The organism is Clostridia bacterium, assembly GCA_019683875.1.
In the GTDB taxonomy this organism is placed as follows: domain Bacteria; phylum Bacillota; class Sulfobacillia; order RBS10-35; family Bu92; genus Bu92.
Genome location: JADGHN010000093.1, coordinates 1 through 7,117 on the forward strand (window position 1 = coordinate 1; position 7,117 = coordinate 7,117).

Consider the following 7,117-nt stretch of genomic DNA (forward strand, 5'->3'; position numbering starts at 1 on the left):
GCGACGCCGGTCCATCCGCGCTCCGGAACGACCGACATGTACGCGGACACGCCCTTGACATTGCCGCCGTGCTCCACCAGGGTGACGCCGTGGTAGTCGGGGGTGATCATGAGCCCGTAGCCGTAGTACATCGTCGGGCTGACCTGGACGCGGGGCGCCGTCATCTCGCGGACGCTCTCCTCAGACAGGATGCGACGGTCGCCCACCCGGCCGCCCGTCCGGAAGATCTCCAGGTAGCGGAGCATGTCGCGCGCGCTGGACCGCAGGAAGCCAGCCGCGTCCATGGCCGGCGCCTGCCACCAGACCGGCGACTTCTTGATCCACTCCTTGCCGTCTTTCTCCTTTTCGATATAGAGCGAGGACACGTCCGGGAAGGCCGGTCCCTCCGGCACGTCCATGGTGGTCGACGTCATCCCGGCCGGTTCGAGGATCTCTTTCCTGAGGTACTCCGTGAACGACTGGCCGCTCACCCGCGCGACGATGGCGCCGAGGAGCGCGTACGCGTCGTTCGAGTAGCTGAAGAACTCGCCTGGCGGCCCGAGGAGCTCGAACGGGGTGTTGGCGATGCACTCCAGCAACTGCTCGTACGTGTCCACTGGCTCGGCCTCTTCGATCCGCTTCCGGGCCTCAGGCTGGTCGACGTCGGGATCCTCCCGCATGCTGCGTGCAAGCGCCCTCATGAGCGAGGGAAGGGGCGGCAGCCCGGACGTGTGCGTGAGGAAGTGGTGGATCGTCATCTGGCGAGTCAGTTCCGGATCGGGAGTCCGGAATTCCGGCAGGTAGCGCACGACCGGGTCGTAGACCGACAGTTTGCCCGCCTCTTGGAGCTTCATGATGCACATGGCCGTGAACGACTTCGTGATCGAGCCGATCCCGAAGACGGTGTCCGGCGTGATGGGCAGCCGCTCCTCCGCATCGCGGTAGCCAAAGCCGTGATGATACGTCATGCGACCGTCCTCGGCGATGGCGACCGACGCACCTGGCGTGCCGTACGGCTCCAGGAGCTTGCGACCATACTCCTCGTACGCTGGCCAAATCGGCTGACGCTCGCCTGACATGAGACCCCTCCCTGTCCAGGAAGCGCCGGGGAACGGAATTAAGTGTGGTTGCACGCCCGGCGGTTTCGCGTTCCATTCATCGCGATCCCGGGCGGTTCCTGCTTGGACGATTCAATCACGTTTACATTTGGATGTCTCCGGTGGATGTCTCCGGCCCACCGCCATGTTCAGCGCCTCCACCGCGGTGAACCAGGGAATAGAGGAGGCGCGGTGTGCGTAGCGAATGAGGGCAGACCGTGCCGGCGCGCGCCGTCCCCGGCCCGTATCCCGGGCGCACGTCCCATGCGAACCTGGCGCGGCGCGCGACATGAAAGGAGAGTCCGGATGTTGTATTCCTTGGCTTTACTGCTTCACATCGTCGGTGTCGCCCTCATGTTCGCCGCGCTCGGGGTCGACCTCGCCGTCCACAGCCGGATGCGGCGGGCGGCCACGGTGGGCGAGGTGCGAACGCTCTCCCAGGCGGCGGGCTCCGTCGACCGCCTCCATGGGATCAGCGGCCTCATCATCCTTGTCGCCGGCATCTACATGGCGTGGACGTCCTGGGGCTGGACGACGCCCTGGATCGACGTCGCGCTGATCGCGTACCTGATCGGCGCTGTCTTGGGGGCGGGCGTGATCGGCGAGCGGATGCGGGCCATCGGGAAGGGCGCGGCCGCGGCGGCCGAAGGGCCCGTGCCGTCCGAGTTGGCGGCAAAGATCCATGACCGCACGCTGGCGCTCGCGAGCGGCATCGTGACGCTATGGCTGGGCGGCATCCTGTACCTCATGGTCGTCAAGCCGGGGTGGACCGGGTCGATCGTGGCGACGCTCGTGGCGGCCGTCATCGGGTACCTCGTGGCGCGGCCGGCCCTTCGCGCCGAGCTCAGGTGAGCCGATCGTCTTGAATATGCACCGCGATCGGGCGCACACTGTTCGCGGGAGGCGATCGGAGCCATGACCGCTCGATCGATCGTCATTGCCGGCATGGCCGTGACGTTGCTGGCCGCCAGCGGATGTTCCCTGGTCGGGGGCCGTTCCAACCCGTCGTCGAACGGCGCTCAGTCGACCGTGGCCGCCGGCAAGCAGCTGTTTCAGAGCCATTGCGCGTCCTGCCACGGGATCAACGCGGCCGGAGGGCTGAAGATCGGGACCGCGACGTCGGCCGACCTGCGCCAGCGCAACCTGGAGCCCATGTACCACAACGACACGGCGCTCCTGGAACGCGCCATCCTCGACGGCAAGGACGAGGATGGCAGGAGCCTGAACCCGGCGATGCCACGCTGGCGCGGCCAGTTGAGCAAGGAACAGGTCGACAGCATCATCGCCTATCTCAAGACGCTCAAGTGAGGCCAGCTCGGCCGGTCACGCCGCCGCCGGCTTAGAGCGGCGGTTCGTACGCGCAGGTGGGTTCGGCGGCGAGGTAATCGCCCGTCATGGCGTAGGCGCGCGCCCTTGAGCCCCCGCAGACCTCGCGGAACGGGCATCGCCCGCACTTGCCCCGCAGCTGGTTCGGGTCCCGCAGGCTCCGGAAGAGTTCGCTGTCCCGGTAGAGCGAGGCCAGGGACTGACGGCGCACGTTCCCGGCCGAGACGGGCAGGAAGCCGCTCGGCATCACTTCGCCCGTGTGTGAGATGAAGCAGAAGCCCTTGCCGTCGCTGACCGCGGCGCGCCGCCCCGCTCCCCGTTGCATGAGCACCCTGCGGTAGGCGGGGCCCTCGGTGGTCTTGATGGCGAAGGGCACCTGTTCCCGGATGTCCGCCAGCCACTGGTACACTTCTTCGTGCTCCTCGGCCGTCAGGGGCGTGAGGGATGCGCCGCGCCCCACGGGCACGAGGAAGAAGAGGCTCCACCGCTGGGCGCCAAGATCGGCCACGAGGCGCGCGATGCCCGGAAGGCGCCGCCAGTTGCCGGCCGTCACCGTGGTGTTGATCTGCAGTCGCAGGCCGGCGCGGCGCACGTCCGCCGCGGCCGCCAGGGAGCGCTGGAAGGCGCCGCTCCAACCGCGGAAGCTGTCATGGCTCGCGTCATCGTCCCCATCCAGGCTGATGGCCACCGCCTCCGCGCCCGCCGCGGCCATTTGCGCGATCGCGTCGTACGTCAGCAGCGGCGTCGCGCTGGGCGTCACGGATGGGTGCAGGCGGCGGTCGGCGGCGTGCCGGATCAGGGTGCAGAGGTCCTCACGCTTCAGCGGATCCCCTCCGCTGAACACGAACAGCCGGGTGCCCATCTCCGCGGCTTCGTCGATGAGCCGCAATCCCTCTTCCGTGGTCAGTTCTCCGGGATGGCGCCAGGGCCGCGCCGACGCCCGGCAGTGCAGGCAGACGAGATCGCAGGCCTGCGTCACCTCCCAAATGGTGACGATCGGCGCTTGAGAAAAGTCCATGCGGCGACACCTCACGGTACCGTTGTACCGCCGCTCACGACGCGCGCCCACGTGCGGATGGATGGGGCCGTGTGGCCGTCACCCGGCCATTCGGCCATGGTCTTTCGGACGTCCGGACCCCGCCGTTCGCCGCAAATGGTTGGGCCGGTCGGGCCATTTTCACATGTCCGCTTGGCCGTGGCGGGCCCGCGTTGTGCCGTCCTACCCTCCAAGGGAGCCCATTTGTTTCGGAAACGAGTGACCGCCATTGTCTTTGCTTCGCACGCGCACCGTCCTGGCGTTCGTGTCCCTGACTGCCCTGCTCTTGACCGGGTGCAGTTCCCGCTACCTTGTGCTTTCGCCGGCCGGACCCGTCGGCCGCCAGGAGCTCGACCTCATCGTGCTTTCCGTGGAGCTGCTGGCGGTGATCGTGATCCCCACGCTGGCGCTGCTGTTCTACATCGTGTGGCGCTACCGCGACCGGCCGGGCAACACGGCGCCCTATGAGCCGACGTGGGCGGACAGCCGGACGCTGGAGGCCGTCTGGTGGGCGATTCCCATCATCATCGTGGCCGTCCTCGGCTTTTACACGGCCAAGACCACGTTCGCGCTGGTGGAGCCGCCGCAAAAGGACGTGAAGCCCATCACCATCCAGGTGATCTCCCTGAACTGGAAGTGGCTCTTCCAGTACCCGGAGCAGGGCATCGCCACCGTCAACTACGTGAAGATCCCGGTCGGGGTGCCGGTGGACTTCGAGTTGACCGCGGACGCGCCCATGAACTCCTTCTGGGTGCCCCAGCTGGGCGGCCAGGTCTACACGATGCCCGGCATGGCGATGCGTCTCTGGCTGCAGGCGGACCGCCCGGGAACGTACTACGGCCACGCCGCCAACTTCACGGGCGAGGGCTTCGCGCACATGAGCTTCGACGTCGTCGCCACCCCGCAGTCCGACTTCGACAAGTGGGTGGCGTCGGTCAAGGCGTCGTCGCCGCCGCTCACGACGGCCGGCTACGAGCAGCTGAAGAAGCCCGGCGTGACGAGCACGGCCGAGTTCTCCTCGTTCCCGCCGGACCTCTTTGATCGAGTCGTCTGGACGAACGGCGGCCGTTACATGCAGGGCATGACGGGTCACGGCATGACGGACCACGACATGACCAGCCACGGCATGGACGGCCACGACATGACGGACCACGGGACAGCCGTGGGCCAGACCTCCCGCTGAACGGAAAGGGAAAGGGAAAAGGAAATGGACTTGCTGCCGCTCTGGTTCCGCCGCTTCGCGGACACGTACCTCATGTGGGATCGTGGACCGCTCATCTGGATGTCGGACGTCGCCATCCTGCTGACCACCATCGGCATCGTGGCGGCGCTCACCTACTTCCGCCGGTGGAAGTGGCTCTGGCGGGAGTGGATCACGACGGTCGATCACAAGAAGATCGGCATCATGTACCTCATCTGCGCGCTCCTCATGCTCTTCCGCGGGGGCGTGGACGCGCTTCTCATGCGGACGCAGCTGGCGTTCCCCGGCAACACCTTCCTCGACCCGCAGCACTATGACGAGATCTTCACGACGCACGGCACGATCATGATCCTCTTCATGGCGATGCCGTTCATCTTCGCGCTCTTCAACATGGTCGTGCCGCTGCAGATCGGGGCGCGCGACGTGGCCTTTCCGGTGCTCAACGCCGTCTCGTTCTGGCTCTTCTTCTTCGGCGCGCTCCTCTTCAACCTCGCGTTCGTATTCGGCGGCTCGCCGGACGCCGGGTGGACGAGTTACCCGCCGCTTTCGGAACTGGGCTTCGATCCCGGGCCTGGCGAGAACTACTATCTCCTGGCGATCCAGATTTCGGGCATCGGCAGCATCGCCACGGGGATCAACTTCCTCGCAACCATCTTCAAGATGCGCGCGCCCGGCATGACCTGGATGCGCCTGCCGCTCTTCACTTGGTCGGTGCTGGCCTCCTGCCTCGTGATCGTGTTCTCGTTCCCGGCGCTCACCGCGGCGCTGGCGCTCCTCATGCTGGACCGCCTGGCCGGCACGCACTTCTTCACCATGCTCCACGGCGGCAACCCGATGATGTACGTCAACCTGTTTTGGATTTGGGGCCATCCCGAGGTGTACATCGTGATCTTGCCGGCCTTCGGCGTGTACTCCGAAGTGGTGGCCACGTTCGCGCGGAAGCGGCTTTTCGGGTACACGTCCATGGTGGCCTCGCTGCTTGTGATCAGCGTGATCAGCTACTTTGTGTGGGCTCACCACTTCTTCACCATGGGAGCCGGGGCTGACGTCAACGCGTTCTTCGCCGTCGCGTCCATGGCCGTCGGCATTCCCACCGGCGTGAAGGTGTTCAACTGGCTCTTCACCATGTACCGCGGGCGCATCCGTCTCTCGCTGCCGATGCTCTGGACGCTCGCGTTCATCCCGACCTTCGCCCTGGGCGGCGCCACGGGCGTGATGCTGGCCGCGGCTCCGGCCGACTACCAGTACCACAACAGCTACTTCCTCATCGCCCACTTCCACCAGACGCTGATCGGCGGCACGGTCTTCGGGCTGATCGCGGGCATGTACTACTGGTGGCCCAAGATCTTCGGCTTCCGCCTGGACGAGCGCCTGGGCCGCATCGCCTTCTGGCTCTTCGTGATCGGTTTCTACGTCACGTTCATGCCCCAGTACGCGTTGGGACTGATGGGCATGCAGCGGCGCATGTACACCTACCCGGCCGAGCTGGGATGGGGCGATCTCAACCTCGTCTCCACCATCGGCGCCTACATGATGGGACTCGGCTTCGTGGTGATGGTGGCGCAGATCCTGTACAGCATCCGCCACGGCGAGCGCGACCTGACCGGCGACCCCTGGGACGCCCGCACGCTCGAATGGTCGCTGCCGTCGCCCGTCCCGCACTACAACTTCGCGGTCATCCCGCGTGTCACCGACCGCGACATGTGGTGGGAGCTGAAGCAGCAGGGGCGCACGGAGGAATTGCGCCCAACGGCCGACGACATCGAGCCGATCCTCATGCCCAAGAACACGGCGCGCCCGTTCTTCCTGGGGCTCTCGTTCTTCGTGGCCGGCTTCGGCGCGGTCTTCGAGTGGTGGCCGGTCGCGGCCGTGGGGGCGGCCGGGGTGCTGGCGTGCTTCGTCGCGTGGGAGAGCGGCGAAGAGGAAGAGGAACTGCTCCCCGCGGACGAGATCCGCAAGACGGAAGCCGCTCTGGGAAGGGTGTAAGCCTATGGCCACGGTGGAATCGACGCTGGAACGCATTCGCGCGCGCGAGGCGGGCGACCGCCCCCGCGCCGCGGCGCACGCGCACGCGCATGTTCATGCGGAGGTCGCGCAGTCGGCGAAGGTGGTCGGCTTCTGGATCTTCCTCGCCACCGACATGCTCCTCTTCGGGTGCCTGTTCGCGACCTACCTCGTCCTGCTCACGCACACGGACGGCGGGCCCTCCGCGCGCGACATCTTCGACGTGCCCGGGGTCGCGGCGGAAACCCTTCTTCTGCTGACGAGCAGCTTCACGGGGGGCCTCGCCACCCTGAGTGTGCGGCGCGGGGATGCGCGCGCCACGGCCGCGTGGCTCGTCGCCACGATGCTCCTGGGGTTGGGTTTCCTGGGGCTTGAGCTGCACGAGTTTCTGGTCGATGCGGCGCGCGGGGCGACGATGCAGCGCAGCGCGTTCCTCTCCGCCTTTTACACGCTGGTCGGCACGCACGGCGCGCA

The 7,117-nt window shown here is 66.9% G+C and carries 7 protein-coding genes; 5 read left to right on the forward strand and 2 right to left on the reverse strand.

Annotated elements, in window-relative coordinates; translation table 11 throughout:
* Nucleotides 1-1,058 (reverse strand): beta-lactamase family protein (locus tag IRZ18_07620; GenBank protein ID MBX5476970.1); only part of this gene is annotated, 1,058 nt, incomplete at its 3' end.
* A gap of 336 nt (nucleotides 1,059-1,394) precedes the next feature.
* Between IRZ18_07620 and IRZ18_07625 the strand changes: the two genes are divergently transcribed.
* Together IRZ18_07625 and IRZ18_07630 are read left to right on the forward strand one after the other, a co-directional pair.
* Nucleotides 1,395-1,928 carry a DUF2269 family protein gene (locus IRZ18_07625; GenBank protein MBX5476971.1) on the forward strand — a complete coding sequence of 178 codons (534 nt, stop codon included), beginning with the start codon at nucleotides 1,395-1,397 and terminating at the stop codon, nucleotides 1,926-1,928.
* Between the two features lie 63 nt (nucleotides 1,929-1,991).
* Nucleotides 1,992-2,384, forward strand: coding sequence for a cytochrome c (locus IRZ18_07630; protein MBX5476972.1), 393 nt, complete (start codon nucleotides 1,992-1,994; stop codon nucleotides 2,382-2,384).
* 31 nt (nucleotides 2,385-2,415) lie between these two features.
* On the opposite strand, the gene IRZ18_07635 is transcribed toward IRZ18_07630, so the two are convergent.
* Nucleotides 2,416-3,420, reverse strand: coding sequence for a radical SAM protein (locus tag IRZ18_07635; protein ID MBX5476973.1), 1,005 nt, complete (start codon nucleotides 3,418-3,420; stop codon nucleotides 2,416-2,418).
* A 247-nt stretch (nucleotides 3,421-3,667) separates the two neighbouring features.
* On the opposite strand from IRZ18_07635, the gene IRZ18_07640 reads away from it, so the two are divergent.
* The 3 genes from IRZ18_07640 to IRZ18_07650 all read left to right on the forward strand — a co-directional run.
* On the forward strand, nucleotides 3,668-4,621 hold the full coding sequence (locus tag IRZ18_07640) for a COX aromatic rich motif-containing protein (protein ID MBX5476974.1): 954 nt from the start codon (nucleotides 3,668-3,670) through the stop codon (nucleotides 4,619-4,621).
* Nucleotides 4,622-4,645: 24 nt separating this feature from the next.
* Nucleotides 4,646-6,625: a cbb3-type cytochrome c oxidase subunit I gene (locus IRZ18_07645; protein MBX5476975.1), complete on the forward strand. Its 1,980-nt coding sequence runs from the start codon at nucleotides 4,646-4,648 to the stop codon at nucleotides 6,623-6,625.
* A gap of 4 nt (nucleotides 6,626-6,629) precedes the next feature.
* On the forward strand, nucleotides 6,630-7,117 hold a 488-nt coding region (locus tag IRZ18_07650; protein MBX5476976.1), incomplete at its 3' end, for a cytochrome o ubiquinol oxidase subunit III.

Excerpts from the sequence above, each read along its gene's own strand:
- IRZ18_07645 (MBX5476975.1), top strand. The coding sequence starts at position 4,646 with ATGGACTTGCTGCCGCTCTGGTTCCGCCGCTTCGCGGACACGTACCTC.
- IRZ18_07635 (MBX5476973.1), bottom strand. The coding sequence starts at position 3,420 with ATGGACTTTTCTCAAGCGCCGATCGTCACCATTTGGGAGGTGACGCAG.
- IRZ18_07630 (MBX5476972.1), top strand. The coding sequence starts at position 1,992 with ATGACCGCTCGATCGATCGTCATTGCCGGCATGGCCGTGACGTTGCTG.